The 25,635-nt window shown below is 68.3% G+C and carries 27 protein-coding genes; 4 read left to right on the plus strand and 23 right to left on the minus strand.

Annotated elements, in window-relative coordinates:
* From OB08_RS15860 to OB08_RS15920, 13 genes are all read right to left on the minus strand, one after another.
* A partial coding sequence (locus OB08_RS15860) for a sugar phosphate isomerase/epimerase family protein (RefSeq protein WP_461476431.1) occupies window positions 1-575 on the minus strand: 575 nt, incomplete at its 3' end.
* 13 nt (window positions 576-588) lie between these two features.
* Complete coding sequence (locus OB08_RS15865) at window positions 589-1,770, minus strand: Gfo/Idh/MocA family protein (RefSeq protein WP_461476433.1); 1,182 nt, start codon at window positions 1,768-1,770, stop codon at window positions 589-591.
* On the minus strand, window positions 1,767-2,183 hold the full coding sequence (locus tag OB08_RS15870) for a C-glycoside deglycosidase beta subunit domain-containing protein (protein WP_461476435.1): 417 nt from the start codon (window positions 2,181-2,183) through the stop codon (window positions 1,767-1,769). Before OB08_RS15870 ends, OB08_RS15865 begins: the two co-directional genes overlap by 4 nt.
* 9 nt (window positions 2,184-2,192) lie before the next feature.
* Window positions 2,193-2,978: a nuclear transport factor 2 family protein gene (locus OB08_RS15875; RefSeq protein ID WP_461476437.1), complete on the minus strand. Its 786-nt coding sequence runs from the start codon at window positions 2,976-2,978 to the stop codon at window positions 2,193-2,195.
* Window positions 2,971-4,008, minus strand: coding sequence for a sugar phosphate isomerase/epimerase family protein (locus tag OB08_RS15880; RefSeq protein WP_461476439.1), 1,038 nt, complete (start codon window positions 4,006-4,008; stop codon window positions 2,971-2,973). The genes OB08_RS15875 and OB08_RS15880 overlap by 8 nt, the downstream gene beginning before the upstream one ends.
* Window positions 4,005-5,111: a sugar phosphate isomerase/epimerase family protein gene (locus tag OB08_RS15885; RefSeq protein ID WP_461476441.1), complete on the minus strand. Its 1,107-nt coding sequence runs from the start codon at window positions 5,109-5,111 to the stop codon at window positions 4,005-4,007. Before OB08_RS15885 ends, OB08_RS15880 begins: the two co-directional genes overlap by 4 nt.
* On the minus strand, window positions 5,108-5,512 hold the full coding sequence (locus OB08_RS15890) for a C-glycoside deglycosidase beta subunit domain-containing protein (protein ID WP_461476443.1): 405 nt from the start codon (window positions 5,510-5,512) through the stop codon (window positions 5,108-5,110). The genes OB08_RS15885 and OB08_RS15890 overlap by 4 nt, the downstream gene beginning before the upstream one ends.
* Before the next feature lie 69 nt (window positions 5,513-5,581).
* Complete coding sequence (locus OB08_RS15895) at window positions 5,582-7,108, minus strand: GMC oxidoreductase (protein ID WP_461476445.1); 1,527 nt, start codon at window positions 7,106-7,108, stop codon at window positions 5,582-5,584.
* Complete coding sequence (locus tag OB08_RS15900) at window positions 7,105-7,899, minus strand: TIM barrel protein (RefSeq protein WP_461476447.1); 795 nt, start codon at window positions 7,897-7,899, stop codon at window positions 7,105-7,107. The genes OB08_RS15895 and OB08_RS15900 overlap by 4 nt, the downstream gene beginning before the upstream one ends.
* Window positions 7,900-7,912: 13 nt before the next feature.
* Window positions 7,913-8,287: a nuclear transport factor 2 family protein gene (locus OB08_RS15905; protein WP_461476448.1), complete on the minus strand. Its 375-nt coding sequence runs from the start codon at window positions 8,285-8,287 to the stop codon at window positions 7,913-7,915.
* A 6-nt stretch (window positions 8,288-8,293) separates the two neighbouring features.
* Window positions 8,294-9,130 carry a carbohydrate ABC transporter permease gene (locus tag OB08_RS15910; RefSeq protein ID WP_461476449.1) on the minus strand — a complete coding sequence of 279 codons (837 nt, stop codon included), beginning with the start codon at window positions 9,128-9,130 and terminating at the stop codon, window positions 8,294-8,296.
* A gap of 1 nt (window position 9,131) precedes the next feature.
* Window positions 9,132-10,091: a carbohydrate ABC transporter permease gene (locus tag OB08_RS15915; protein ID WP_461476451.1), complete on the minus strand. Its 960-nt coding sequence runs from the start codon at window positions 10,089-10,091 to the stop codon at window positions 9,132-9,134.
* A 78-nt stretch (window positions 10,092-10,169) separates the two neighbouring features.
* Window positions 10,170-11,468, minus strand: a complete 1,299-nt coding sequence (locus OB08_RS15920; RefSeq protein ID WP_461476453.1) for an extracellular solute-binding protein — start codon at window positions 11,466-11,468, stop codon at window positions 10,170-10,172.
* A gap of 234 nt (window positions 11,469-11,702) precedes the next feature.
* Between OB08_RS15920 and OB08_RS15925 the strand changes: the two genes are divergently transcribed.
* Complete coding sequence (locus OB08_RS15925) at window positions 11,703-12,644, plus strand: LysR family transcriptional regulator (RefSeq protein WP_461476481.1); 942 nt, start codon at window positions 11,703-11,705, stop codon at window positions 12,642-12,644.
* 17 nt (window positions 12,645-12,661) lie between these two features.
* Here the strand turns inward: OB08_RS15925 and OB08_RS15930 are convergent, their stop codons facing one another.
* The 10 genes from OB08_RS15930 to pcaH form a co-directional block, all read right to left on the minus strand.
* Window positions 12,662-14,137 (minus strand): C-glycoside deglycosidase beta subunit domain-containing protein, encoded by a 1,476-nt coding sequence (locus OB08_RS15930; protein ID WP_461476456.1) that lies wholly within the window; start codon window positions 14,135-14,137, stop codon window positions 12,662-12,664.
* A 17-nt stretch (window positions 14,138-14,154) separates the two neighbouring features.
* The gene (locus tag OB08_RS15935) at window positions 14,155-15,456 is read right to left on the minus strand and encodes a C-glycoside deglycosidase beta subunit domain-containing protein (protein WP_461476458.1); all 1,302 of its coding nucleotides are present in this window, start codon (window positions 15,454-15,456) and stop codon (window positions 14,155-14,157) included.
* Between the two features lie 104 nt (window positions 15,457-15,560).
* Window positions 15,561-16,730, minus strand: coding sequence for a thiolase family protein (locus tag OB08_RS15940; RefSeq protein WP_461476460.1), 1,170 nt, complete (start codon window positions 16,728-16,730; stop codon window positions 15,561-15,563).
* 1 nt (window position 16,731) lies between these two features.
* Window positions 16,732-17,379 (minus strand): 3-oxoacid CoA-transferase subunit B, encoded by a 648-nt coding sequence (locus OB08_RS15945; RefSeq protein WP_461476462.1) that lies wholly within the window; start codon window positions 17,377-17,379, stop codon window positions 16,732-16,734.
* The gene (locus OB08_RS15950) at window positions 17,376-18,134 is read right to left on the minus strand and encodes a 3-oxoacid CoA-transferase subunit A (RefSeq protein ID WP_461476464.1); all 759 of its coding nucleotides are present in this window, start codon (window positions 18,132-18,134) and stop codon (window positions 17,376-17,378) included. The genes OB08_RS15945 and OB08_RS15950 overlap by 4 nt, the downstream gene beginning before the upstream one ends.
* On the minus strand, window positions 18,131-18,535 hold the full coding sequence (gene pcaC, locus OB08_RS15955; RefSeq protein WP_461476466.1) for a 4-carboxymuconolactone decarboxylase: 405 nt from the start codon (window positions 18,533-18,535) through the stop codon (window positions 18,131-18,133). Before pcaC ends, OB08_RS15950 begins: the two co-directional genes overlap by 4 nt.
* A complete protein-coding gene (locus tag OB08_RS15960) occupies window positions 18,516-19,310 on the minus strand; it encodes an alpha/beta fold hydrolase (protein ID WP_461476467.1) in 795 nt (264 codons plus the stop codon). Before OB08_RS15960 ends, pcaC begins: the two co-directional genes overlap by 20 nt.
* On the minus strand, window positions 19,307-20,656 hold the full coding sequence (locus tag OB08_RS15965) for a lyase family protein (protein ID WP_461476469.1): 1,350 nt from the start codon (window positions 20,654-20,656) through the stop codon (window positions 19,307-19,309). The genes OB08_RS15960 and OB08_RS15965 overlap by 4 nt, the downstream gene beginning before the upstream one ends.
* Complete coding sequence (pcaG, locus tag OB08_RS15970; protein WP_461476471.1) at window positions 20,646-21,206, minus strand: protocatechuate 3,4-dioxygenase subunit alpha; 561 nt, start codon at window positions 21,204-21,206, stop codon at window positions 20,646-20,648. The genes OB08_RS15965 and pcaG overlap by 11 nt, the downstream gene beginning before the upstream one ends.
* A 4-nt stretch (window positions 21,207-21,210) precedes the next feature.
* Window positions 21,211-22,020 carry a protocatechuate 3,4-dioxygenase subunit beta gene (pcaH, locus tag OB08_RS15975; protein ID WP_461476473.1) on the minus strand — a complete coding sequence of 270 codons (810 nt, stop codon included), beginning with the start codon at window positions 22,018-22,020 and terminating at the stop codon, window positions 21,211-21,213.
* A 114-nt stretch (window positions 22,021-22,134) separates the two neighbouring features.
* Here pcaH and OB08_RS15980 point away from each other — a divergent pair, with 114 nt between their 5' ends.
* The 3 genes from OB08_RS15980 (at window position 22,135) to OB08_RS15990 (ending at window position 25,533) form a co-directional block, all read left to right on the plus strand.
* Window positions 22,135-22,887: an IclR family transcriptional regulator gene (locus OB08_RS15980; protein ID WP_461476475.1), complete on the plus strand. Its 753-nt coding sequence runs from the start codon at window positions 22,135-22,137 to the stop codon at window positions 22,885-22,887.
* 88 nt (window positions 22,888-22,975) lie between these two features.
* Window positions 22,976-24,163 (plus strand): 4-hydroxybenzoate 3-monooxygenase, encoded by a 1,188-nt coding sequence (locus OB08_RS15985; protein WP_461476477.1) that lies wholly within the window; start codon window positions 22,976-22,978, stop codon window positions 24,161-24,163.
* Between the two features lie 860 nt (window positions 24,164-25,023).
* Window positions 25,024-25,533 carry a TetR/AcrR family transcriptional regulator gene (locus OB08_RS15990; RefSeq protein ID WP_461476479.1) on the plus strand — a complete coding sequence of 170 codons (510 nt, stop codon included), beginning with the start codon at window positions 25,024-25,026 and terminating at the stop codon, window positions 25,531-25,533.
* The last annotated feature ends 102 nt before the right edge of the window (window positions 25,534-25,635 follow it).

The following is a 25,635-nucleotide window of genomic DNA, read 5'->3' on the forward strand; positions in this document are numbered from 1 at the left end:
TTGGCCGTCCAGTAGTCGTACGCGATCTCGCTCGGGTGCACCTCGAGCCCGAACCGCACGCCCACCTCTTCGAACACGTCCAGGATCGGATGCCACCGGTCGGCGAAGTCCCGGTACCCCGCCGCGATCCACTCGTCCGACGCCGGCGGGAACATCGCCACCGCCTTCCAGATCGACGACCCCGTGAACCCGTTGACCTGCGACACCCCGAGCTTCGCCGCGATCCGGGCGGTGTTCTTCATGTCCTCCGCCGCCCGCTGCCGCACCCCCTCCGGATTCCCGTCACCCCAGACCCGGTCCGACAGGATGTCACGATGACGCGCATCGATCGGGTCATCGCACACCGCCTGCCCGGTGAGGTGGTTGGAGATCGCCCACACCTTCAGCCCATTGCGCTCCAGGATGTCCTTGCGGGACTGCACATACTCGGCGTCGTCCCACCGCGACACATCGAGGTGATCACCCCAGCACGCGATCTCGAGGCCGTCATAGCCCCACTCGCCCGCCAAGCGCGCCACCTCCTCGAACGGCAGATCAGCCCACTGGCCGGTGAAGAGAGTGATCGGTCGCGTCATGGTCTGTAGCTCCTCAGTGAAGTTGCGGAATGTCCGCGCCGACGCGGACCCAGGCGGAGTCGCTCGCCGAGCTCTCCTCGACGGCGGCGAGCACCCGTTGCACGGAGAGCCCCTCCGCGAACGACGGGTGAGGGTCTGTTCCCTCCGCGATCGCGGTCACGAGATCGACGACCTGGTGGCTGAACCCGTGCTCGTACCCGAGCATGTGCCCCGCCGGCCACCACGCCGCCACGTACGGATGCTGCGGCTCGGTGACGAGGATCCGCGTGAACCCCTGCGTCGACTCAGGTGCGGTGCGGTCGTAGAACCACAGGGCGTTGAGGTCCTCGAGGTCGAAGCGCAGGGCGCCCTTGTCGCCGGAGACCTCGATGGAGAGGTCGTTCTTCCGGCCGGTCGCGAAGCGGGATGCCTCGAACGAGACAAGCGCACCCGTCGAGAGACGGGCCGAGAACAAGGCGATGTCGTCGACCGTCACCTCGCCGTACCCTTCGGCGGCCGTCCCCGACAGCCCGGACCCGGCCCCCTGCAGGGGTCGCTGCCTGACGATGGTGTCGACCGTGCCCGACACGGACGCGACATCGAGCCCCGTGACGAACTGCGTCATGTCGATGATGTGCGCGCCGATGTCCCCGAGTGCGCCCGAACCCGCGTGCTCCTTCTGCAGGCGCCAGCCGAGCGGCATCTCGGGGTCGACGAGCCAGTCCTGGCGGTAGGAGGCACGCACCTGCGCGATGCGCCCAACCGCACCCTGCGCGATGAGGTCGCGCAGGAAGGTCACCGCGGGGACGCGCCGGTAGGTGAAGCCGACCATCGAGCGGATGCCCCGATCAGCGGCGCGGGACGCAGCATCCGCCATCGCCTCCGCCTCCGCCACGGTGTTGGCGAGCGGCTTCTCGCACAGCACGTGCTTGCCCGCCTCGAGCGCGGCGATGGCGATCTCCGCATGCGAGTCACCCGGCGTGACGATGTCGACCACGTCGATGTCATCACGGGCGATGACCTCGCGCCAGTCGCTCGCCGATTCGTGCCAGCCCCAACGCGTGGCCGCATCGGCGACCGCCTCGGCGTTGCGGCCGACGATCACCGACATCTCGACCTCGTCGGGAAGGGGGAACATCCGGGGCGCCTGCCGCCAGCCGACCGAGTGCGCGGCTCCCATGAAGCCGTAGCCGATCATGGCGACGCGCAGGGTCATGCCAGCACGACCTCTCGCTCGACCGGCACGCGGTTGGTCACGTACCGGCCGGGGCCGCCGTCCTGGCCGGGCATGATCTGCATGTAGAGCAGCCGCATCGTCAGGACGACCTCGATGGTGAGCTTCTCGCCCTCGGCGGGAGTGTGGTCCAGCGGGATCACCACGTCCGGGCGGTCGGCGACGAACCACAGTGTCTCGGACTGCTCGGGCAGTTCCTCGATGCGGTAGCTGCGACCCTGCAGCACGAAGCGCAGCTCCTCCTTCGGAACGGCGACGCCGTTGACGGATGCCGCGACATCGTCGACCGCCGAGAGCCAGAGGCTGCGATACCAGGGCAGTTGCACGGAGACCGCGATGCCGTCCTCGGTGCGACGGACGTCCTTCTCGGAGAAGAGGGAGTTGTGAGTGGCCATGGTGTGCTCCTAGGCGAACGAGTCGGTGAAGTGATCGTGCGCGACCGGCGGAACCGGCTCGAGCTTCTGCACGGTCTCGGGGCTGTACGGATGGTTGGCGGACGGCACGGGCTCGTCGGCGGGCGGCATGAACACCGGCTTGCCGTCGTCGCCGAAGTACATGAGGTCGAGGTCGAACGCGCCTTGGTTCTTCAGGCCGAAGCTGACCCAGTTCTCTTCGAACGGCGCACGGGCGAGCTCGTAGCAGCGGAACTTCCAGAATCTCCACTCGCCGTCCTGCTTGAGGAAGTCGATCGCGTACTTGCACCACACCCAGTGGGCCCATACCTTCTTGCCGAGCACCTCTTCGGGCGAGTACATGTCGGGGAACGCCTCGGCGACCTTCGGGTCGGTGAGGCCCGACTCGGTGCCGGCCATCAGCCAGACGCCCTTCGCCGTCTGCCCGTCACCCGCGACCTCGATCACCGGGGTGGTGGTGGCGTGCAGGATGAGCTTGCCGACGGGGGTGGGGCGGTCGCGGTGGTAGCGGGTGACGCTCTCCCACGTCGTGTACTGCCCGGCGTTGGTATACCGGGCGCGGATTCCCTCAGTACCCTCCTTCACCCACAGCGGGATGATCTGCTCATCCTGGAAGGCGTTGTGCAGGTACATGTAGCGGTTGAACAGGTTCTCGACCTGTCCGCGGTCCTCGGCGCGCTGAGCGACACGGCGGGCGTCGGCGATCTGCTCCCTCAGGATCTCCAGCTCGGCGCGGATCTCCGCGACGGATGCTTCGGCCACGGTGCTCTCAGACATGAGCGCCTTCCTTCACCGTCTCCTCGATCGCACGGCGCATCAGCGCGTGCTGCTTCTTGACGAGGTCGATCGGATCGGACTCCCCGAGGTCGGAGAAGGCGTGCCCCTCCCACTCGCTCGACAGGTATCCCTGATAGCCGCCCACGACGAACTGCTTCACGATCCGCGGGATGTCCATGGCCGGCTCCTCGCCGTCGGCGCCGATGTCGTAGAACTTCGCGTGGACGTGGAAGATCTGCGGCATGATGTCGAGCCACTCCTCCGGCGGCACGAGGCCGTGCATGTTGAAGGCCAGGCGCGTGAACGGTCCGAACGTGAGCGGATCGACGCCCTCGCCGGTGAGGTAGTCCTCGAACTTCTGGTTGCGCACGTGCATCGGCGTCGGCTCGTGCCAGATCTCGTCCATGACGGGGAAGTGCTTCTCGTCCATGCCCATCTGGCTGAGCGTGCGCAGCAGGGTCGGGGACAGGCTGTGCATCGTCGACGAGAAGTCGGCGGTGAACCCGAGCCGATCGGACTGCAGCTCGTCGTACATCTCACGCATCTGCAGGACCTGCGGGTTGTTCGGGCCCGACGGCGCGTGGATCTCGTAGCCGAGCTTCTGGTCGTACTTCTCGGCGAGCGGCAGCAGACTGCGCAGCAGCTCCTTGCCGTGAGAGCGGATCACGACGCGCTTGAATCCGAGAGTGTGCGCGGTCTTCAGCTGCCGGGCGAGGAACTCGTGCTCCTCGTCCGGGGTCATGTCGCGCTCCTTGCGGCGGCCCATGTCGAGGTTGGTGCCGACGGCGCTCGGCTCGAGCCCGTACTTCTCGATGGAGTCGAACCAGAGCTTGACGAACTCTGCGTCGACGTCGGGGTAGGTGCGCAGCAGCTGTGCGATGTTGAACTCGATGCCCGGGCCGATTCCTTCATCGTGAACCGCTCGGATGAGCGTCTCTGGCGTGTAGAGCCCGGCGGCGAACTCGCTCGTCATGGAGTAGAGGGTCGTCCCGAGCTTGATGCCCGTGCCCGCGATTCCGTCGGTGGTCATGCGCTTGCTCCTGTTGTGGTGGGGAGGTGGGCGGCGAGCGCAGCACGGGCCTCCGCGGCATCCGTGATCATGCGCGAGCCGGCGGCCTTCGCAGCCGAGCGCTGCACGGCCTGCTCGCCGGCGATGATGTCGAACGGCGACTGCCAGTAGTTCCAGTGCCAGCCCTCGTACTCGCTCGAGATGGCGCCCGAGTAGCCGTTCTCGACGAGAAGGCGGACGAGGTCGCGAACGGGAACGGACGGCTCTTCGCCACTCTCGTCGATGCCGAAGAACTTTCCGTGGACGTGCTTGATCCAGGGGAAGATCTCGAGCCAGTCGTCGACACGCGCCGGCCCGAACAGGCCCGTGCCGTTGATGCCGAAGTCGATCCCGAGGTCGGGGCGCCCGTTCTGGGACGCCAGGGCGATGAAGCGCCCGAAGCGCTGCCCGTGGTCGGCTTGGTCTGCGGGTGGTCCCTGCTCGTAGAACTCGTTCCAGAGATCGACCACCTTGCCGAGCAGCTCCTCCGATGCGCCGCGCCGGCGGTATGCCTCGATGAGCGATGGCGCGAAGCCGGAGACGGTGGCGCCCCAGTCCATCGTGAAGCCGAGGAAGGGCGACCCGACCTTCTCGTAGCGATCGCGCAGCGCGAGGATGCGCGGGTGCGACGCGTACTGGTCGGCGTGCACCTCGAGGGCGAGCGTGATGCCGTGCGCTTCCGCGATGGGGGCCAGCGCCTCCATTGAGTCGGGAGTGATCGAGATCTGCACCCGGGCGATCGGGAAGCCGAGCTTCGCGGCCGCCTTGATCTGCAGCGTCATGTACTCGATGAGCTCGTCCTGCGTGAGCAGGCGGTCGCGGTGGATGCCGACGTCGGCGTTCACGGCCAGGGAGGTCGTGACGAGTCCGGTCTCGGCGACCAGATCGCGGAACCAGCCCGCGTAGGCGTCGTCGATCTGCGGGAAGCCGCGGAAGCTCGAGAAGCCGATGATCTCGAGTCCGGGCCCGTAGCCGTCGGCCGCCACCTTGCGGACAAGGCCCTCGAGGTCGTACTCGCGGCCATGGAAGGCGCGGGTGAAGCTGTAGAGCGTGACGCCCTGGATGGGCGTACCGAGGTTGGTCATGCGCTGACCGCCTTCCGGGCTGTCATGGTCTTGGCGTCGTGTTCCTCGATGTGGAGCACCTCGTCGGCGCCGATCACGATGTAGGGGATGTAGAGCACCAGGCCGACCTCGACCCTGTGCTCGTCGCTCTCGTCCAGTGCGAGGTCGCCCGAAAGCACGGCCGAGTCGGTGGGGAACCACCACTCTTCGGTGTTGGGCTTCAGCTCTTCGAAGGTGAAGGTCTGGCCGTTCAGCTCCCACCGGAGCGAGTCGGCAGGCGCCTGGACGCCGTCGACGACGAGGGTCGCGCCGGCGATGCACGAGGCCGGCAGGGCGCGGTACCAGGGCAGCCGCACTTCGACGGCGGCGCGCACACCGTCGGTCGAGAGCGTTCCCTGCTCGATGATGCGATCGGGGATCACGATGTCTCCTTGACTACTTTGTCCTTGTTTCTACAGTGTAATGTTGCTTTTCGACATAAGCAAGAGGTGTCAGTCCGCGAGCCGCGCGGCGATGGCGCGCGCGCCGTTCACCGCGAGCGCGACGCCGGTCAGCGTCGGGTTGCACGCCGTGGCCGTGGGGATCACGCCGTTCCCGGCGACGAACAACCCGTCCACGCCCCACACCTCGCCCTCCGTGGAGCACACGCTCATCCCGTCGTCCGCGGCGCCGAGCCGGGTCGTGCCCTGATAGTGCAGCGAGGCGCCTAGCGGCATCACGAACGGTCGATCGTCCAGCGGCTCTCCGATGGCTCTGCCGAGGCGCACGATCTCCTCCTTGCCACGGGCGATCACCGCCTCATCCCGCTCGGTGAGCGTGTAGTGCACGGTAGGCGCCGGCATCCCGTAACCGTCGGTCTCCGTGTCGGAGAACTCGAGGCGATCGGAGGCCTGCAGGTCCTTTGCGCAGAACAAGCCGAGGCCGACGATCGAGCCGGGTGCCGCGGGGTCGTCGTCTGCCAGCTTGACCGGCGACGCGTCGAGCTGCATGACCTGCCCGTGGAACGGCATGTCGTCGGTGAAGGGCACCCATGTGACCCCGCTGTACTCGCTCAGTCCCGTCGAACCCGGGCTGCCGTCGCCCGCGGTCGGCTCGAGATCGCGAATGCGCACGGCGAAGACGATCTGCGCCTGGTCGTTGAGATAGCGGCCCAGCGCCTCGGGACGGATGCCGGAGGCCCAGAGCAGCTGCGGCGTCCTCAGAGCATCCGCTGCGACGACCACGAATCGCGCGCGCACCTCGGCGCGCTCACCCGTCCGCCGGTCGGTGACGGCGACTCCTGCGGCTCGGCCGTCCTCGACCAGCACCCGCGTGACGAGAGACTCGTCGAACAGTGTGAACTGAGGATTGTCGCGGGTGACGTCCCCGAACACGACGTCCGACCCCGACCAGACCAGATTGCCGTCCTCACGACGGTGCACGGCCAGCGGCATCCGCTGCACCCGGGTCGATGCGATACGCCCCGCATCTTCCGCGGCAGCCAGCCGATCCCGTACGAGCTCTGCGTACGGAGAGCTGTCGAACGCGTCGGTCGTGACGCCGAGCAGGCGCTCCCCTTCGGCGAGCAGCTCGTCGAAGGTACCGTCCGAGTCGAGCAGCGCGATCCGCTCGCTGTCGTTGGGGCGCGGGCACGCTCCGGTCCAATGCGCCGCCATACCGCCGACGTTGCTGGACATCGCCGCGACGGGCAGCCCTTCCTCGCCCTCGACCTGATAGCCGCTCTCGAGCAGGAACGTGCCCGGGCGGGCGCGACGCTGCGATGTCTTCACGATGCCGCCCACGCGGTCCTCGCTGTCCTTGGCGTGCGGGCCCTCCGATCGGGTCTGGGCGTGAGCGCGCCCGGCGGGGTCGGCGATGTTCTTGACATGCGCGCCGGGAGGGCTCGTCACCGTCGGGCCCACTTCGAACAGTGCGATCGTCGCACCCGGGGATCGCTCGCTCAGGATGCGGGCGTAGGCGGCGCCGGCGGGTCCGCTGCCGACGATCGCCACGTCAACCGCCTCGGTGTACCTGCTCATGCCGATGCCGCCACTTCCCGGACGTGGGCGACGGATGCCTCGGACTCCTGTGTCGGGTAGTACTCGAGGCCGACCGGCCCGTCGTATCCCGACGCTCGCAGGAGCCCGAAGCGCTCGGTCCAGTCCAGCGACCCGCTGCCCGGCTCGCCGCGGCCCGGAGCATCGGCGAGCTGCACGTACTTGATGAGGTCGCCGCCGTTGGCCAGCTCGGCGGCCATGTCCTCGCCCTCGACGGCGGAGTGGTAGATGTCGTAGAGCACTCCGAAGAACGGCGAGTCCACACCTCTCGCGACGTAGACAGCCTCGGAGGTCCGGTCGAGCAGCGAGCCGGGGTGATCCACCCGCACGTTGACGGGCTCGAGCACGAGGGTGATCGAGGAGCCCTCGATCTGCGCGATGGCCTTCTGATAGATCTCGATGAGCTTGTCGAGCTGCACCTGGCGCTTCCAGCCCCCGAAGCCGGTGCCGCTGCCCACGACGATGCGGGGGCAGCCGAGATCCTGAGCGATCGTTACGCCCTCGTCGAGCTTGCGGAAGAACTCCGAGTGGTCCCACGGCGGGATCATGAACTGCGTGCGCGGTTCGGCGAGCTGGGCGGTGAGCTCGGTACCGGTCTCGGTGAGCGCCGCCTTGAGAGCGGGGAGGTCCTTCGGTTGCGAGGGCGCATCGACGCCGGTGGGACCCCACATCTCGACGGCGGTGAAACCCGCCGCCGCGGCCGCGCGGACGCGGTCGTGGTAGTCGCCGGCTTCGGTGAAGAGCAGTTCGATGTTGGGGGCGAGCTGGTACATGGAGTCTCCTGAGTCAGAACATCGGGTGGTCGTGGACGGCATGCACGGGGACCTGCTGCAGCACGTCCCAGTGCTCGACGATCCGGCCGTCCTCGAATCGGTAGATGTCCGCGACCGCGGCCTCGGGCGCGCCGGGTCGGGAGGCTTTCACGTGGACCATCGCGAGGTCGCCGTCGACGAGGATCCGCTGCACCTCGAAGGTCGCCTCGGGCGAGCCGTCGAACTTCGGCGTGAGCATCTCGATCGCCGCTGCGGGCCCGTCCGCGATGGTCGGGTTGTGCTGGATGTATCCGTTCGAGACGTGGCCGGCGAAGGCATCCGCCACCCTCTTCTGCGTGTAGAAGAGATCGACGAACGTCTCGAACGCCGCACGGTTGTCGGCGCTCATGGTCTGTCAGCCCTTCAAGCCGCCCGCGAAGCCCTGGATGAAGCGCTTCTGGGCGAACAGGTAGAAGGCGAGGATCGGGATCATCGAGACGATCACGATCGCGAAGATCTTGTTCCACGACGAGACGAGAGAGCCGATGTAGTAGTACATCGCCACGGGGAGCGTCTGGTTGTCCGAACCGCCGAGGAAGATCAGCGAAGTGAAGAAGTCGTTCCACACGATCAGTCCCGCCAGGATCGCCACTGTGCCGGTCGCGGGCGACATGAGCGGAAGGACGATGCGGAAGAAGATCTGCGTGCGTGAGGCGCCGTCGATCGTCGCCGCTTCCTCGTATTCGGTGCCGAGGCTCCGGAAGAACCCGGCGTAGAGGAAGATCGACAGCGGCAGCAGCATCCCGGTGTAGAGGATGATCATGCCCCAGATGGATCCGGTCAAGCCGATGGTGCGCGCGCCGATGTAGAGCGGCACCGTGCCGAGCTGCGTCGGAAGGACGATCGCGATGAGGAACAGGTAGAACACCGCGCGGCTCCAGCGCCGCGTGCTGCGGGCGATCACATAGCCGGTGATCGCGCCGAGCAGCACGAGTCCGAGGATGCTGCCCGCGGTGATGATGAGGCTGTTGATCAGGCCCTGGATCACGTTCGAGTTGCCCTGCGCCGTCAGGACCTCGGTGAAGTTGCTGAAGTCCAGGCTCGACGGCGGCGCGAGGTTCGAGGTGGTGAGGACCTCCTCATCGGACTTGAACGCTGTGGTGACGAGGAAGTAGAACGGCGCCAGGAAGAGGACGGCGAGGATCCAGAAGACGACTTCCCGGATGCCGGTGAGCTTGGTGTAGCGGAACATGTCAGGCCTCCTCGGGACGGCCGCTGGTCACCCGTTGCTGGATGACGGCGAACACGAGAATGATCACGGTGAGCACGAGCGCGAGCGCGGCTCCGAATCCGAAGTTGCCGAGGGCGAAGGACTCTTTGTAAACCTGTGTCGCGAGAGTCTCGGTCGCGCCCGCGGGCCCTCCGCCGGTGAGCGCCATGATCTGATCGAACACGCGCAGGCCGTTCACGAGGCCGAGAGTCGTGGCGATGGCGACGGCGGGTCGGATCGAGGGCAGGGTCACATGCCAGAACCGCTGCCAGAGGGAGGCGCCGTCGATCGCCGCGGCCTCCTCGATCTCTACAGGCACAGCTGCGAGCCCGGCCATGTAGATGACCATCGCGAAGCCGGTGTTCTGCCACACGATGACGATGAGGACGGTCCAGATCGCCCAGGTCGGATCGGCCACCCACGCCTTCGCGAACTCTCCCATGCCGAGCGCCCGGAGCACGCCGTTGATGGGCCCGTTGTAGTCGAAGATGAACTTCCAGACGTATGAGACCGCCAACGGGCTGAGCACGACCGGCATGAAGAAGAGGACGCGCAGTGCGTAGCGGGTCTTGAGCCCACGATTGAGGCCCAGCGCCAGGGCGAGGCCGGCGATGTTGCTCAGGATCACCGACGCGAAGGCAAGGAAGAGGGTGTTGAGGACCGCGCCGATCTGCGTCGGGTCGTTGAAGATCGCGATGAAGTTGTCGAGGCCGATCCAGGTGAAGTCACCGATCCCCGACCAGTCGGTGAAGGCGAAGAAGCCGCCGATCGCCGTGGCGACGTAGTGGATGGCGAGGACGAGGACGATGCCGGGAAGCGCCCACCACCAGTAGCCGAACTTCAGCAGTCCCGGCCGGCGGGGTGCGATGTCACGCCGGCGACCGCGGCGATCGCGCTTGGGGACGATCAGCGCCTCGGTCTCGGAGTTGAGTGTCGCGGTCATGATTCCTCGTGTTCTCACGTCGTCGTGCGGAGGTGTCGATGAGCCGCCCGGGTGCGGTGACCCGGGCGGCTCATCATGTCACTCGCCCCAGGCGGCGTCCATGTCCTGGAGCACCTGGTCGACGGTCTTCTGACCGGTCAGAAGTCCCTGGACCCCGACGGACAGCGCCTCGTAGACGGCCGGGTTCGGCCAGATGTTGTTCGGCAGCGGCGTGTAGGAGCCTGCGGCCAGCAGGTCGACGACCGGCGAGTAGATCGTGTCACTCAGGTCGAGGTCCTGGTAGTTCGAGATGGGGAGGAGACCGGATGCCTCGTAGTAGATCTCCTGCGCCTCATCGGTCGCCAGCCACTCGACGAACTCCGCGGCGGCTTCCTTCTTCTCGGAGGCCGCGTTGATCGAGATGGTGTAGTTCGAGCTCGCGATGATGTAGGGGTCGCCGCCGTCTGCCGGCGGGAAGGGCTGCACCTTGAAGTCGGCCTCGGGCGGTGCCGCGGTCGCGATCTCGACGGCGGAGCCGGACGGGATGAAGCTTCCGACGGCGGCGCCCTGCGAGAGTCCGTTGGTGATGGCGTCGAAGCCGCCGCCCTCGGCGCCGGCCTGGAAGCAGCCGCCCTCGTTCAGGTCGATGATCGTCTGAAGCGTTTCGGCCCAGCCCTCGCTGTCGGCGAACGTGACATCACCCGCCGCGCGCTGCTCGTTCCAGTCGGGCGTCTCGGCGTACACACGCGTGGCGGCGATCCCCTGCGCCGTGAGACCCGCGTTCGGCGGAGCCGCGCCGGCCACGACGAGCAGCGACTTGCCCTGGTCGGCGAGCGCCGAGCAGGCGTCGTACAGCTCATCCTCGCTCGTCGGCCACTCCGTGAGGCCGTTCATCCCGGCGGTACCCATGCTGGCGACCACCGCGGCGATCGTGAAGTCCATCGGCTGACCGTAGGTCTCGCCGTCGAGCTCGAAGAGAGGCTCGCTGCCGACCGGAACGAGCGACGTCGCCGTCTCGCCCAGCGGCTCGAGGAATCCCGCCTCCGCGAGCGGGATGAGCGCGCGCGCGTCGCCGGAGCCGGGCGTGGTCTGCACGACGTCGCCGGCGTTGCCCGCCTGGAACTGCGTGCGGATCGTCTCACCGTACTTGTCGTTCGGTGTCGGGTTGGTCGTGATGGTGACGTTCTCGTTCGCCTCCATGTAGGCATTGGCAAGCGTCTCGTACGGGCTCTCGAGGTTGTTCGAGGTGGCGAACGTGAACGAGAACTCAACGGCGCCGTCGCCCGAGTCGTCCGAGTCCCCGCCGGAGCCGGAGCAGCCGGCCAGGAGCAGCGCTCCGATGACGGGGACCGCGATGATCGCTCCTCGACGCAGAGCGGTGTGACTGTGCTGTGACATGTCCAGCCTTTCTGACTTCGTTGTCGGCGGCTCGTCCATTCGAGCGCCTGTGCTGTGTCCTCAAGTATCGCGAGGATGTGCCGGAAACGCACATAAGTGTTTGCGATGTGCGGCATAAGCTGTGGCCGCCCGTCGCGACGCAGATCGCATCGATGCGGGATATGGGTTCTCCCGGCGTCATCGACCGTGTTGATACAGTGGAGGCCCGCTTTCGCACCGGAGGATCACGACGTGGTGACCGATCACGCACTGCTGTCCCGTCTGGACCTCAACCTGCTCGTGGCGCTCGATGCCCTTCTCACCGAGAAGAGCGTCACCCGGGCGGCCGAGCGCCTCCATCTCAGCCAACCCGCGCTGAGCTCCTCGCTCGGACGCCTCCGCACCCACTTCGGCGATCAGATCCTCGCCCGTCGGGGAAACACCTACGAGCTCACGCCCTTCGCTCTGCGACTGACCGAGCACACGACCACCGCGCTCGAAGCGGCCCGGCGCGTCTTCGAGAGTCAGGCGACCTGGAGTCCGGAGGAGTCGACGCGGGAGTTCTCGATCTACGGGTCGGATTACGGGTTCGTCACGCTCGGCACGGTGGTCTCGCGCCTGGCCGCCGAGCGATCGCCGGGGGTGCGGTTCCGCTTCATGCTGCACAATCCCGTCATCGTGGAGGATGCCGCGACCCGGCTGCGGTCGGCGGACGGCATGGTCATCCCGCACGGCCCCGTGTCGGACCTGCCCTTCCTCGACTTGTGGCACGACGACTGGCTCGCCGTGGTGTCGGAGGACAATGCCGAGGTGGGCGAGGCGCTCACGATGGAGAACATGTCGTCGCTGCCGTGGGTGATGACGTACCAGTCGCGGTCGGCCTTCACCTCTGCAGCGCGGCAGGTGCAGCAACTGGGCGTGGAGCCGCGCATCGAGGTCGTCCTCGAGAGCTTCCTATCGGTCGGGCACTTCGTGAGCGGCACGAACCGCATCGGCCTCGTGCAGTCCGCGCTCGCGCCGCACATGCTGCGCATCGGGGGCATCCGCGTCGTGCCGCTCCCGTTCGATGCGACGCCGCTGACCAACGCGCTGTGGTGGCATCCCTCGCACACGCGAGACCCCGAGCACGCGTGGATGCGCGGGCTGTTCGAGGAGGCCGGGCGGATCGTCGAGGCGAACGCCCACGTCGTCGCCTGACGCGAGGCGAGCTGAGCTCAGGCCGGCTGCAGCTCCCTCATCGTCTTGCGGATGAGGTCGTGCTGACGTCGCACGAGGAGAAGCGGATCGACCTCGCCGAGCTCGGCGAACGCGTGGCCCTCCCACTCGCTGGACCAGTACCCGCGGTAGCCACCCTCGACGAACACCCGCACGAGCTCGGGGTAGTCGATCGCCGGCTCGTGGCCGGTCTCATCGATGTCGTAGAACTTGGCGTGGACGTGCATGATCTGCGGCATGATGTCCGCCCACTCCTGCGGCGGGATGTGCCCGTGCATGTTGAAGGCGAGGTGTGCGAAAGAACCCAGGCGCGCCGGATCGAAATCCCGCGCGCGCAGGTAGCCGATGAACTCCTCCTGGCGCTCGCGCATGGGGAGGTCCGTCGCCCAGATCTCCTGCAGCTTCGCGACGGCCTCGTCGTCCAGACCTGCTCGGCGGACCGCGCGCAGGAGGGTCGGAGACATGGAATGCATCGTCGACGAGAAGTCGGCGACGAACCCGAGCAGCGGTGAGTCGAGCTCCGCGTAGGTCTCGCGCACCTTGAGGATCGGCTCGGCGTTGGGGCCGAGGGGCGCGTGGATCTCGTAGGCCAGGCGCAGGTCGAGCTTTTCGGCGATCGGCAGCAGGCGCCGCAGCAGCTCCGGCTTGGCGCTCTGGATGCGCACGAGTGGGAATCCGAGCTTCTTCGCGCCTTGGAACATCAGCTCGCTGAACTCGAACTCCTCGTCGGGCGTCATGTCGCGGTCGCGGCGTCGTCCCATGTCGAGGTTGGCGCCGAACGAGCTGGCCGCGAAGCCGTGCCGGTCGAATGCGGCTCGCCACGTGCGCACGAAATCGTCCGACACGACGGGGTAGGTCGGAAGCACCTGCGACGCGACGATCTCGATCCCGGGACCGATGCCGAGTTCGGCGACGCGATCGAGCAGCCCGTCGAAGTCGAACCATCCGGCCCGGAACTCCGCCGAGGCAGAGTAGAGGGTGAGGCCCAGCTTGAAGGGGTCGGCATCCGTCGCAACCGGAGGAGGCGGCACATCGGTGACCATGGCGGGCACGGATGCCGCGGCATCCGTCACCGTCAGCGTGTGCGCATCGCGTACGAAGTTCGGCACGTACATCCCGGGCCCGCCGTCCTGACCCGGCGCGATCTGCATGTAGGGGAGGCGGAGCTGGCCCACGAGGAGGATCTCGTGCGTCTCGCCGAGCACGACCGGCCGGTCGCGTCGGACGACGAGCAGCGGATGGTCCTGCAGGAACCACAGCGACTCGCTCTGCTCGGGCAGCTCGTCGAGCCGGTACTCGCGCTCGTGCGTGACGAAGCGGATGTCGTCAACCGGCACCTGCGCGCCGTCCACGGTGAGCTCCAGGCTCGTCACCGACGACAGCCAGAGGCTGCGATACCACGGCAGCGTGAGGCGCAGCGCAAGACCGTCCTCGTGGGGACGGAGGCTGTCCTCGTGGATGAGTCCGTTGGGCATGGCGCGTTCCTTAGTGTCTAGATTCGGTCGGCGATCTGGCGCATCAGGGAGTGCTGGCGGCGCACCTGCTCGATCGAGCGCCACGGGATGCGTTCGCCCTCGTACTCGCTCGACAGGTACCCGGTGTAGCCGGATTCCTTGAGAGCGCGGAGCACCGGCTCCCACGGGATCTGCTGATCCTCGAGCTCGTCGTCGATGTCGTGGAACTTCGCCTGGATGAACACGACGTGGTCGATGACGTCGAACACGTCCGCCGGGTCGACCCCGATCCCGTCGAGGAACGCAGGCCGCCGCCCGGGCAGTTCGCCGGGGCGCAGCGGGATGGGGCGATCCTGGAAGATGCCGGTGTCCAGCAGCAGGCCGAAGTGCTTCGTCCCGGTGCGCTTGATGAGCCCGATGTAGTCGTCGACGACCTCGTGCTTGATCGGCGTGGGCGAGTGGATCTCCGGGCAGATGATGACGTCCAGCTCCTCGGCGAGCGGGAGCGAACGCTCGACGACCTCGGTCCAGATCGGGTGCGGGATCAGATCGCTCGACACCACGCCGATCTTGGGGCGCACGAACCGGAACCCCAGGCGCTTGGCCAGACGCAAGTCTCGCTGGAGCGCCGCGGCGCCCTCGTCGATCGTCATGTCGCGACCGTTCGCACCGCTCGAGTGGAGCCGGGTATCGATCCACGAGCCGTAGTTCGTCGGCTCGAGGCCGTACTGCGCGAGCAGGCGGAACCATTCGTCGACCCACTCCTGCGAGGGTTCGGGGTAGTTCGGCACGTGCCCCTCGCCGAGGATCTCCACGCCCGTCGCACCGAGATCGGCGATCGAGCGCAGCGCCGTCTCGAGGTCCATGTTCGTGCCGTAGTCGCCCATGTAGCTGTAGAGCGAGACGCCATAGCGGAACGGCGCTCCCACCGCCTCGGGAGACAGCGTCACGTGCTTGGTCACCTGGTACCGGCTGGGCTGGTGCTCCTGAGGGATGTACGACATCCGCAGGCGAAGATCGATCGAGAGCTCATGGATGCCGTCGGGAAGGCCGCCCGGGAGCGGGACGGTCACGATCGCGGCATCCTCCAGCTGCCACCGCGCCCCGTCGGACTCCCAGAGCTCCGCGAGCGTGAAGGTGCGGCCCTGGAGGGTCCAGGTGGGGACGTCTGCGGCAACGTCGACCAGTCCCGGGATGCTCACGGCGATGCCGTCGATGAGGGACGCGGCCATTCCCCGGTACGACGGCATGCGCACGCCGAACTGGAATCCGATGATCTCGCCGCCCTCGCGGACGTTGCGGAATCCGACGGACTGAATGAGGTCTCTTTCGAGAAGCATCTGCGCTCGCTCTCCTTCGTGTGTCGCGACATCGCGGCACCTTCGAGGCTAGCTTGTTTGGCTTTCTTCAGTCATAAGTATCTCTGATTTGCACATAACCAGGATCACCGCTCGAGCACGACGGCCAACCCCTGACCGACGCCGATGCACAGCGCGGCGACCGCGACGCCTCCGCCGCGACGCTTCAGCTCGTGCGCCGCGTGGCCGATGATCCGGCCGCCGGAGGCGCCGAGGGGGTGGCCGATCGCGATCGCACCGCCGTGCACGTTCACCTTCTCCGGGTCGAGCTCCGGCCACCCCGCGAGGCATGCGAGCGACTGTGAGGCGAAGGCCTCGTTGAGTTCGACGAGGTCGACGTCCGCCCAGGTGCGGCCAGCCCGCGCGAGCGCGCGATTCGCGGCCTCGACCGGCGCGACGCCGAATACATCCGGATCGTTGCCGAACACTCCGCGCCCCGCGACGCGCGCGAGCGGTTCGGCGTCGATGGCGTCTTCACCTCCGAGCAGCACCGCGGATGCTCCGTCGTTGATCGGCGACGAGTTGCCGGCCGTCACTGTGCCGTCCGCGGCGAAGAGCGCCTTCAGCGTGCCGAGCTTCTCGAGCGAGGTGTCGGCGCGGATGCCCTCGTCGCGGGTGAGCTCCGCCCCCGGCACCTGCACGATCTCGTCATCGTAGACACCCGCCGCCCACGCGTCTGCCGCGAGGGTGTGGCTGCGCAGGGCGAACGCGTCCTGCGCGTCACGGGTGATGCTGTGCATCCGGGCGAGCTTCTCCGCCGATTCTCCGTTCGAGATCGTCCACTCCCGCGGTAGGCGGGGGTTGGTCATCCGCCATCCGATCGCCGTGTTCCAGAGCGTCTGGTTGCCGACCGCGGGCCAGGGCTTGGCCGACTTCTCGACGACGAAGGGCGCCCGGCTCATCGACTCCACACCCCCAGCGAGGACGATCTCGGCGTCGCCTGCCTCGATCGCCCGCGATCCCTGGATCACCGCCTCGACCGAGGATCCGCAGAGCCGGTTGACGGTGACCCCGGGCACGGTCGTGGGGAACCCGGCCAGCAGCGCGCCGAAGCGGGCGACGTTGCGATTGTCCTCGCCGGACTGATTGGCGTCGCCGAAGATCACGTCGTCGATCCGAGCCGGATCGAGTCCGGTGCGATAAACGATCGAACGCATCACCACCGCTGCGAGGTCGTCCGGGCGGATACCGGACAAGGTGCCGCCGGCGCGCCCGAACGGGGTGCGGACGGCGTCGTAGATGTAGGTGGCGGGCATCTCAGTCCCTCACTCCGGTGAGTTCGAGGCCGGTCAGCTCGGCGAGCGACTCGGCGGTGTTGTCGCCGTACGCCTCGCGCACCGCGAAGCGGCCGTCGACGACGTCGAAGACGGCGTGGTCGGTGTAGACGCGGGTCACGCAGCCCACTCCCGTGAGGGGGTAGGTGCAGGCCTCGACGAGCTTGGACTCCCCCGCCTTCGTGAGCAGGTCGGTCATGACGAAGACCTGCTTCGCCCCGATCGCGAGGTCCATCGCCCCGCCGACGGCGGGGATGGCGCCGGGGGCGCCGGTCGACCAGTTGGAGAGGTCGCCGGCCTGCGACACTTGGAACGCCCCGAGCACGCATACGTCGAGGTGCCCGCCGCGCATCATCGCAAACGAGTCGGCGTGATGGAAGTAGGCCGCACCCGCCAGCGCGGTGACGGGCTGCTTGCCGGCGTTGATGAGGTCGGGGTCGATCGCTCCGCTCTCGGGCGCGGGACCCATCCCGAGCAGCCCGTTCTCGGTGTGGAGGATGATCTCGAGATCGTCGGGAAGGTAGTTCGCGACGAGCGTGGGCGCACCGATCCCGAGGTTCACGTACGCCCCCTCGGGGATGTCGGCCGCGATGCGGGCCGCCAGTTCGTCGCGGGTGATCCGGGTGCTCATTGGTCGACCTCCGCAGGCTCCGCCGGCACGACCGCGGGGCGGCCTTCGATGTCGACGCGACCGACGAACTCTCCGTCGCGCAGCCACGCGCGCTCCCCGACGGCGACGACGCGGTCCACGAAGATGCCCGGCGTGACCACCGTCTCGGGGTCGATCCATCCCAGCGGCACGAGTTCGTCCACCTGGACGATGGTCGTGGCGGCGGCACTCGCCATGACGGGGCCGAAGTTCCGGGCGGTCTCGCGGAAGACGAGATTGCCCCAGCGGTCTGCGCGCAGCGCGGAGACCAGTGCGAAGTCGGCGCGGATCGGATACTCGAGCACATAGCGGCGTCCGTCGATCTCACGCTGCTCCTTGCCCTCGGCGAGATCCGTGCCGACGCCGGTCGGCGAGAAGAACGCGCCGATCCCCGCTCCTGCGGCGCGGATGCGCTCGGCGAGATTTCCCTGCGGAACCAATTCGAGCTCGATTCGGCCCTCGCGGTACAGCCCGTCGAACACCCAGGAATCGTGCTGGCGGGGGAACGAGCAGATGATCTTGCGCACTCGGCCCTTCGACAGCAGCGCGGCGAGCCCGGTGTCGCCGTTCCCGGCGTTGTTGTTCACGATCGTGAGGTCGCTGGCCCCCTGCTCGATGAGCGCGTCGATGAGCTCGACCGGCTGTCCTGCGCGGCCGAACCCGCCGATCATCACCGTGGCACCGTCGGGGATCCCCGCGACCGCGGCCGCGGCATCCGGAACCGTCTTGTCGATCACGAGTCCTCCTCGCTCAGGACCTCGGCGGCCACGCGGAATGCCGTGTTCGCGGCGGGAACACCGGAGTACACCGCCGACTGCAGGATCACCTCGCGGATCTCGTCGACGGTGAGCCCATTGCGCAACGCCGCCCTCAGGTGCATCGCGAACTCCTCCTCATGTCCGTGGGCGATGAGTGAGGTGAGCACGGCGATCGACCGCGACCGGCGGTCGAGACCCGGCCTCGACCAGATGTCGCCCCACGCGACCCGCGTGATGAAGTCCTGGAAGTCCGCCGCCAACGTCGTCGCGGCCGCAGTAGCGCGGTCGACGTGCGCGTCCGACAGCACCTCCCGGCGCACGACCATCCCGCGGTCGTACCGCTCCTCGTCGGTCAATCCCTCACCGGCCGGTCGCGACATGCGCCTCTCCTTCCGTGCGTGCGAAGAATCCGGCCAGGATGCCGGCCACCGCCTCGGGCTGCTCAGCGGGCGGCAGGTGCGCGGCATCCGCCACCATCACCGCCTGGCCCGACGCCACTCCCGCCGCGATCTCCGCGGACATCGCCTGCGGAGCGACCCCATCGTGCTCGCCCCACACGGCGAGCGTGGGCCGGCCGATCTCGCCCAGCAGGTCACGCACGTCGTACGCGGCGAGCGCCTCGCAGCACAGCGCGTAGCTCTGGTCGTCCGCGCCCTGCAGCGCGTGCAGCAGACGGCCCGTGAGCTCGGGATGCCTCGCGACGGAGCCGCCCGCGAACCAGCGCTGCGCCGACGCGATGATGAGGCTCGAGGTCGACTGCGCCCGCACCTGCGCGGCGCGCTCATGCCACGCCCCCGGGTCCCCCAGCTGCGCGCCGGACGCGATGATCGCCGCGGCCCTCACCCGGCCGGGATGCCGCAGCATCAGCTCGAGTCCGGTCGCGCCGCCGAGCGAGACGCCGGCGTAGAAGAACCGGTCTTCCTCGACGGTCCGGGCCACGGCGTCCGCCAGGTCGCCGACCGTGAACGGCGCGATCGCGGCCGGCGACGAACCATGACCCGGTAGGTCCCACGCGACGACGCGGAACCGCTCGGCGAGCGTCGGGATCGTCGATTCCCACAGGGTCGTGGAGGTGCCCAGCGAAGGGCCGAGGACGAGCAGGGGCGCCGACTCGGGTCCGATCGGCTGTGTAGCTGCGATGGCGGGCGTGCTCACGGTTTCGGCTCCGTGGAGTCAGGATCCGCGAACTCGCTCGCGAGTCCGGTGTAGCGCCCGGCGTCGAGCAGGTCATCGAGATCGAGGACGGCGACCTCCGGCAGCGCGCGCAGCCGGTCCGCCAGGGTGGTGGGGTCGCCGGCGGCGACGAGCTCCGCGAACCGCTCGGCGCCGATCAAGGGGACGAGTGCGCGGCGAAGGCGCTCGCTCACGATGAGCCCGCCGGTGAGGTCGAGATTCCGTGCCGCCGCGCCGCGATCGACGCGCAGGCCCGTCGCCAGGTCGCGGGAGTGCGCCGCCGCGCCCAGCGCGATCCGCAGCAGCTCACGCAGGGTCGGCCATTCCGCATGCCACGCGCCGTCCGGACGTTCGTCGACGGCCAGCGTCGACGCGAGGTGCACAGTCGCGCCGAGCTGCGGCGCCCGCACCGCGGCGGAGCGGATCAGCACCGAATGCGCCGGGTTCTGCTTCTGGGGCATCGCGCTCGATCCGCCGCCGCTCCCTTCGGCAAGTTCTCCGATCTCAGTGCGGGAGAGGGTGGCCACGTCGCCGGCGAGCTTGCCCAGGGCGTCGAGCACCTGCACGAGCACGTCGCCGAGTTCGGTGACCGGCCAGCGCTCGGTGTGCCAGGGGGCGGCCGGGGCGCTCAGCCCGAGCTGGCCGGCGAAGGCGGCGGGAAGTCGTCGTGCGAGGTCGGCGCCGAATTCGTCGGCGAACGAGGCGAGCGTCCCGGCGGCTCCGCCCAATTGGGCCGGAAGCGTGTCGCGCACGTCGCCCAGCCGATCAATGGATCTGCGGATGCCTCGTTCCCACGCCCCGATGCGCGCACCGGTCGTCGTGGGCACCGCGTGCTGGGTGAGCGTGCGCGCGGCGGCGACGTCGTCGGCGTGCTCGACCGCGAGGGTGCGCAGCGAGTCGGCGGCGGCGATCAGGTCGGTGAGAACCTGCGCTGTCGCGCGGCGCGACACCACCATCAGCGCCGTGTCGAGAATGTCCTGGCTGGTCGCTCCGCGATGGATCCACGGCGCGTCGGCTTCATCGACCGCGGACCGCAGTCGGCCCACGAGGGGGATGACGGGATTTCCCCCGCCGACCGCGGCGAGTGCGAGCTCCCGCGGGTCGACGCCGTGGTCGCGGCATCCGATCTGCTCGCCCTGCCAGCCCAGAGCGCTCCCGATCCGCTCGGCGACCCCGTCGTCGACGGCGCGTTCGGCCGCGAGAGCTCGGACGAGCGCGACCTCGGCGGTGACGAGCGCGTCGACGACGGCGGCGTCGCAGACGAGTGCATCGTGCCCGGCGGTCGCCGGTGACAGCAGGCCGTGGTCGAAGCCGGAATCAGAAGGCAAGGAACACCGTCTCGTTCTCGCCCTGCAGGCGGATGTCGTGGCGCAGGTGCCCGTGGGCGGTGCGAGCGGCGATCAGCGTCGCACGTTCGTCGGCCGCGAGTGACGCCAGTAACGGATCGCGATCGAGCACCTCATCGTCGTCGGGCAGGTAGATGCGGGTGTGGAGCTTGTCGGGGAGGCCACGGGCATAGACGATCGCCGCGAAGAACGGCGCCCTCCCGTCGACGCCTCCGGGGTTGCGGGTCCAGAACTCGAAATGCCCGTCGTCGTTCGTGAAGGCGCGACCGAAGCCCGTGAAGGTGTGGTCGTCGCGGCGGAACGTCCCGCGCTCCCGCGAGATGGTTCCATCGGTGTCGGCGCTCCAGATCTCGACGAACGCGTCGGGGATCGGCGCGCCGGCGCCGTCATACACCGTGCCGCCGAGCACGATCGCTCCCGGCGAGTGCGGGAACGCGACCTCGTGCATCTTCGGGAACTCGACGCCGTACGCGAAGAACGGACCGACGGTCTGCCCGGGAGTCGGGCGGTGCGTCTTGGCGGGGACGGTCATGCGGTCACTCCCCCTCCGGCTCGAACCACGTCGAGTCCGGACCGTCGACGACGATGTCGAACCGGTACCCGGTCGACCATTCGGGCGAGGTCAGGTCGTGGTCGTAGACGCCGACGAGGCTGTCGCGGTCCTGCTGGCGCCAGATCGTGTTGTAGATCGGGTCGAGAGCGAACAGCGGATCGCCGGGGAAGTACATCTGCGTCACGAGCCGCTGCGTGAACGACGACCCGAAGATCGAGAAGTGGATGTGCGCCGGCCGCCACGCATTCACGTGGTTCTTCCACGGGTACGGCCCGGGCTTGATGGTGGTGAAGAGGTACTCGCCGTCGTCGTTCGTGACGGCACGCCCTGCCCCGGTGAAGTTCGGGTCGAGCGGGGCGGGGTGCTGGTCGCGCTGATGGATGTAGCGGCCTGCGGAATTGGCTTGCCAGATCTCGATCAGCTGGTTGGCGAGCGGCCTGCCCCACGAGTCGAGCAGCCGGCCGCGAACGGTGAGCCGTTCGCCCAGCGGCTCACCGGCGTGCTGCAGTGTGAGATCGGACTCGATCGCTGCGACGTCACGCTGACCGAACGCGGGCGAGAGCAGCTCGATCGTCTCGGGATCGACGAGCTTCGGGTTCTTGGTCGGGTGCCGCAGGACGCTCGACCGATAGGGCGGGAAGTCGTGCATGGTCGCGGGCAGCGCCTCGCCGGCGGCTTCACGGACGGCGTAGCCGGCGTGGAGGTCGGCGATCTCCTGGGTGATCCGCGTCTGAGACGCCTGATCGGGCGACGCGAGCAGGCTCTCGGGCGCGGCTGCGGTGCGGGGTGCCACGGGTCTCCTTCGACGCGATCGGATGCTTCGCACCATGGTCCCGCCGTCCGATCAGCGGCGGTGCAGGCATCCCACTCAATGGGAATCAAGTCCGCGGCCTGGCATGCTGGGAACATGGCCAACTCACCCTCGGGAGAGTCCGTCACCGACCGGCTGGTTCGCGTGCTCGAGACGTTCACGCCGACGCGCACCGCGCAGACCGCCGCCGAGATCGGGCGCCGCAGCGGCCTGCCGAGCTCCACGGCCCACCGGATCGTCGGCGAGCTGGTCGAGGCCGGCCTGCTCGAGCGCGACGACGACCGGCGGGTGCGGGTCGGGATGCGACTCTGGGAGCTCGCCACGCGCTCGTCGCACGCGCTGCGGCTTCGTCAGGCGGCGCTCCCGTTCATGGAGCGCGTGCAGGTGCGCGTGCGCGAGCACACCCAGCTCGCGATCCTGGAGCACGACGAGGCGCTGTTCCTCGAACGGCTCAGCGCCCCGGCATCCGGTTCGAACGTCACCCGCGTGGCCGGTCGACTGCCTTTGCATGCTTCATCGTCCGGACTCGTGCTCCTCGCCTTCGGCGACCGCGACCTGCAGGACCGGATCATGTCCGGCCCGCTGCTGAGGCTCACTCCTTCGACGCTGGTCGAACCGGCGCAGCTGCGCCGCAAGCTGTCGGAGATCCGCACCCTCGGCCACGCGATCGCGCCCGGCTACATAGAGGAGGTGTCGACGGGCGTCGCGGTGCCCGTGCGCGATGAGACCGGCGCGGTCATCGCCGCACTGTCAGTCGTGCTGCCCCGCGACGCCGAGGTGGAGTTCGCGCTGGTCGAGCTCCACCGCGCGGCGCGCGACATCGAGCGCGCACTGGGCTACCGCCGCTGAGTCGCGGATTCCCGTTCATTGGGAGAGCACACCTTCGAAGCTGCGGCGCCACCGCACACTGGTGCGGACCCCCGTCGAAGGAGACGACATGACCACGACGATCCGCACCCGCGTCGCGATCATCGGCGCCGGCCCCGCCGGGCTGCTGCTCTCGCACCTGCTCGCGAAGGCCGGCATCGAGTCCATCGTGATCGATCAGCGCAGCCGTGACGAGATCGAGAGCACGATCCGCGCCGGCATCCTCGAGCAGGGCACCGTGGAGATCCTCGAATCACGCGGGGCATCGTCGCGTGTGCGCAGGGTCGGGAGCCGCCATGACGGGATCGAACTGCGGTTCGCCGGCGAGGGTCACCGCATCGACTTCCCGTCGCTCGTCGGCCGGTCGGTGTGGCTCTACCCCCAGCACGAAGTGCTGAAGGACCTGATCGCGGCGCGCCTGACTGAGGGGCAGGACCTGCGCTTCGGCGTGACCGCTGAGCGGGTCGAAGATGCGGCATCCGATCGTCCTCGCGTCATCGCGACGGACGCCGACGGTGCACCGCTGGTCATCGAGGCCGACTTCGTCGTCGGCGCAGACGGGTCGCGCAGCGTCGCCCGTGCCGCCGTGACCGGATCGTCGAGCGGCGGGTACTTCCGGGAGTATCCGTTCGCGTGGTTCGGCATTCTCTGCGAGGCACCGCCATCGGCGGAGGAGTTGATCTACAGCAACTCGCCGGACGGCTTCGCCCTCGTGAGTCAGCGGAGCGCGACCGTCCAGCGGATGTACTTCCAATGCGATCGGGATGCCGACACCCAGGCCTATTCGGAGGCTGAGCTCTGGGACGCCCTGCAGAAGCGTGTGCCCGGCACGACGCTGAAGGAAGGTCCGATCTTCCAGCGCGACGTGCTGCGCTTCCGCAGCTTCGTGGCCCACGAGCTCCTTCGTGGGCGCGTTGCGCTGATCGGGGATGCTGCGCACACCGTGCCTCCGACGGGTGCGAAGGGCATGAACCTCGCCGTGGCCGACGTGCTGATCTTGGAGAGGGCGCTGCGGGCGCTGCTACTCGAGAACGACGACCGGCTCATCGCCGCGTTCCCCGAGCACGCGCTGAAGCGCATCTGGAAGGCCCAGCACTTCTCCTGGTGGATGACGAGCATGCTGCACGTTGCCCCGGACGCCTCCGACTTCGACCGCCGCCGGCAGCTCGGCGAGCTGCGGTCCGTGGTCGAGTCGGAAGCCGGAAGCACCTACCTCGCCGAGGCGTATACGGGATGGCCTCTGGAGACGGCGGGATGACTGCGACGATCGAGGCGGACATGCTCCGGGTCTACCGCCGCGCCCCTCGGGGGTGGCTTGCGAGCCAGCCCGCTCCGCGATCTGAGGCCGAGAGGGCACGCCAGATGGCCACGATCAGAATCCTGTTCCAGCAGCGGGAGGGCAAAATCGGGCACCGCTGAGAAGCGCCCCGTCCGAGATCGATGGCGCGCAGCAACGGACCGAACACCGATGATCCGCTCGCTCCTGCCGACATCGACATCCCGCGCATTCCGATGAGCCTTTGGCCTCCGACGACCAGGACGACGCGGCCCGTCAGTTCGAGACTCTCCTAGACCAGCTCCTTGGTCTCAGCGCTCGTTCTGGGCCTTCCGGACATGTCGCATGCGAAGCGGAGACCCAACTCCTGACGCTCGCACTTACCGTGGTGCTCTTACCCACGGTAGGTACGCCGTTTCCCGCGGAATCCCGCGGATCTCGGGGCAGGCGACGTAACCGACGGAACAAAAATGCTCCCGAAACGCCGATCAGCGCCACTCGAAGTAGCGCTGATCAAGGATTTATGGCGGTGACGGTGGGATTTGAACCCACACCGGACGAGGTCACAGGGATCACATGAGGTCACAGAATCGCAGGAAATCAACGGTTCGAGTTCTCAAACGCTGCATCGAGTCACACTCGATTCACTGCGTTTGTTCCCGCTCCTGTTCCCGCTTGGAGGCGGCGGGATCTGGACTCCGGCTCCGCGACATTTCGTCGATCGTCTTCGCTTTGCAGCCCGAAGGTTCCGTGTCACTTGGGGGTTTCCGGTTGCGGCAGATTGGCTGCGCTCGCCCACGTCTCGCCGACCGACTGGTCGGTCTCCATGCTACGCTGGCGGCATGCGTGAGGAGATCCTCGAGGTGGCCCGTCGTCTGACCTTGGAGCAGGGCGCGGTGCCGTCGCTCAATGCGGTGGTCGATGCCGCGGGCGTGTCCAAGGGCGGGCTCATCCACCACTTCCCGACGCGCGCGGCGCTGGTGGCAGGGCTGGCCCGCGCAGCGATGGCGAGCGTCGACGCCGCGATGACGACAGCAGCGGCCGCGGGAATCGCTGCGACCGAATGGCTCCGGCTCTCCCTTCCCGACCGCGAGGAAAGAGAGCTGCTCCAGGCGCTGGCCGCGGCGTTCCACCCCGACGACAGCCGGTTCGGGGAATTGCTCGACGAGGCACGCGAGGCGATCGCACGGTGGGAGGGCATGATCGCCGCCGAGGTCGGCGATCCGATCCGCGCGCGGGTGATCAGGCTGGTCGGCGACGGGCTCGTCACGAACGCCGTCGCCGGGGTGGATGCCTCATCCGCCGACATCGACGGGCTGGTGGCGTTCCTCATCCCTGGCGCTGCCCGGTGATGGTCCCGCTCCTGGCAGGGATTGCGGGGCTGGCGCTCCTGGACTCACTCAACCCGGCGACCATCGTCGCCGTCACGCTCATCCTCATCGCCGCCCCGAAGC

It is taken from the genome of Microbacterium sp. HJ5, assembly GCF_054824025.1.